Origin of the sequence: Gottfriedia luciferensis (genome assembly GCF_001712755.1) — a bacterium.
GTDB lineage: Bacteria > Bacillota > Bacilli > Bacillales > Bacillaceae_G > Gottfriedia > Gottfriedia luciferensis_B.
In genome coordinates, this window is the sequence record NZ_MDKC01000022.1 from 1 (window position 1) to 2,490 (window position 2,490).

4 protein-coding genes are annotated in these 2,490 nt (G+C 28.9%); 1 reads left to right on the forward strand and 3 read right to left on the reverse strand.

The window, feature by feature from the left end:
• Positions 1 to 1,192, forward strand: a 1,192-nt coding sequence (locus BED47_RS13090) for a tyrosine-type recombinase/integrase (RefSeq protein ID WP_217493000.1), incomplete at its 5' end; no start/stop codon positions are given.
• A gap of 126 nt (positions 1,193 to 1,318) precedes the next feature.
• On the opposite strand, the gene BED47_RS13095 is transcribed toward BED47_RS13090, so the two are convergent.
• From BED47_RS13095 to BED47_RS13105, 3 genes are read right to left on the reverse strand one after another with little or no spacing between them, the layout of a single operon-like run.
• Positions 1,319 to 1,588 (reverse strand): hypothetical protein, encoded by a 270-nt coding sequence (locus BED47_RS13095; RefSeq protein ID WP_069034024.1) that lies wholly within the window; start codon positions 1,586 to 1,588, stop codon positions 1,319 to 1,321.
• 3 nt (positions 1,589 to 1,591) lie between these two features.
• Positions 1,592 to 1,978, reverse strand: a complete 387-nt coding sequence (locus tag BED47_RS13100) for a hypothetical protein (protein WP_069034025.1) — start codon at positions 1,976 to 1,978, stop codon at positions 1,592 to 1,594.
• A gap of 2 nt (positions 1,979 to 1,980) precedes the next feature.
• On the reverse strand, positions 1,981 to 2,349 hold the full coding sequence (locus BED47_RS13105; protein WP_069034026.1) for a DUF2089 domain-containing protein: 369 nt from the start codon (positions 2,347 to 2,349) through the stop codon (positions 1,981 to 1,983).
• Between the last annotated feature and the right edge of the window lie 141 nt (positions 2,350 to 2,490).

Genomic DNA, 2,490 nt, shown 5'->3' on the forward strand with positions numbered 1-2,490 from the left:
CATAGATTTATGTATAATAGATTATGAGGTGAGTAATATGGTTGTAAAATCAAATCTACTTATTACAAATTCAATGCATTTACCAACTACGAATCTAAATGAAGATAATATAATTGAGTATTTAATAGATGAAACTTACTTTCCTATTCTTCTACAAACAAAGTTTGAAAATGAAAAAAATCATCGTATGATCTATGAAGGTTTTTCTGATTTAGATATGATCTACTACTTTGTACATCAAAGAAAAGATATCCAAAAATCGAAACAACGAAAAGATAGTACAAAGATGGAATACATAAGAGAGTTAATGCAGTTTTTTCGATATTTGATGAAGAGTGAAGAATTTTTGCGACAGGATGTAGAATCTTATATAGAGACTTCATTTTTCAAAAATTTAAAACAAAGACATATCGATTCATATCAACAATGGCTATCTACTTATAAATACGGTCCGAACAATCAACAATATCGTGTTACAACTCTTTCAAGAAAACTTGTCATATTAAAAAGCTTTTTTAAGTTTTTATTTGATAGTCATTATGTTCAAGTACCTTTATATACTCGAATATTGAATGCAAAAATTACAAAGGATGATCTACCAAATCGCGATTTAGAAGAAAGTGAAGTTAAAGCATTGTTGAATTTTTATAATAGAAATATTTTAAAAACGACTATAATCAAATTATTAGCTACAACTGGTATGCGAATTCGGGAACTGGCTGAGGCAAATTGGGGTAAAGTTACAAAGGATTCAAACGGTTATTGGCTAGAAATTGTTGGAAAAGGAAATAAAAAACGTGAAGTTAAATTATTAAATCATGTTTTTGTAGATTTATGTAAACTAAGGAGTCGACGTGGTCTTTCAAATGTCATTTCGAAAACTGATTCAAGTCCATTCTTTCCGAATAAATTGAATCAACATTATTCGTTTAAATATTTATCAAAATATGTAATTGAAATGATAAAAGATTCTGGGTTACCTTTTGTAAAAGAACATAATCGATCAAGCAATATTAGTCCTCACTTCTTTCGGCATCATTATGCTTGTCGTTCAATTGAAAAAGGTGCGAGCATTTATCAAGTTAGTCGAAGTTTAGGTCATGAAAGTATTCAAACGACTGAACTTTATTTAGCAAAAATGATGAATCGAACACAAAATGCAAGTAATGTTTGGGATGATGAAAATTATTAAAAAGAAAAAACCCCATTCTTTTAAAAAGGGGTTTCTTTTTATATTTCATATTAGTTTACATAATATTATTATTAGTAAAATATAGAATAATTTGCGAAAATATAAATTGTGTCTAAAAGAGTGAACTTAAAGCTTTACAACTACCTCTGTTCCATCTTTTAATTTCGTATCAACAAGGATTAGTCCACTATTTTTTGAAAGTCCCTGTAGGAACGGTTTCAAATCTTTTCTATCAATTTTAGGAAAATTGAATTTACTGCCATTTTCATTAATTGCTTTATTTATTATACGATTAAGCAATTTTGATGTGATGATCACACTACCTAAATTTAAAACTGTATATGGAACAGGAATGGAGAATCGCTTTCCATCTATTTTCAACTTGACCTTTATCATAATCTACTCAATCACAACAAAAACTTTATCACCGTTTGATGAAGTGATGTCAACGATTTGTCCGACCATTTCGTTTTCGATTGCTTCGATTAGCAGATCAACGTTAATATCTTTTACATATTTTTCAGCCTCAGGAATTTTTTCAGCAATATTTGTACCTACTTTTAAAACTGCCTTTACAAGATTAATCGGTACATTAACATTAACATTATCTCCTACTTCGGAGTTAACACGAATCTTTAAGATTTTATTTCCGTATGGTTCTTTTTTTAGTGATACGCGTTCGGGCTGTTCTTTATCTTGTAAAATATTAATTAATTCACTTGCTTTATCCTTATCAATCTTGCCTTCTTCCATCAACGTTAAGATTCTTGAAATCTCGTCTTTCATTATTATTCCCCCTCTTTTAATAATTGAATGGCTTTCTCAGCCGTAATTTCGCCTTTTTCTAGCATTGTTACAATTTTTGATTTATCTATTTCTGGTTTCTTTTGAGTGGAATATCCAAGTGTAGAGATAATTTCATCTAACTTTCCTCTGACAGTCGGATAAGATATTCCTAGTTCCTTTTCGACCTCTTTAATATTTCCACGGCATTTAAGAAAAATCTCAATAAAATGGAGTTGTTCTTGGCCTAGAGCCGCTAATCTTGATACTTCAAATTCATTTTCGATTGTTGTCTGACAATGATTACAATGTAGCTTAGTAATTTTAAGTGCCTTGCTGCAAACAGGACAATTAGTGAGTAAAGGATACGTCATACTGTACTCCTTTCTTTTATTTAATCATATCATACACCATATATTTATTTTTTTAAACAAAAACTTAAAATTATTTATAAAAATTTATAGTTTAATTAAATTATTAAATGATTACATTAAATAAATTGATTCACCGAATAC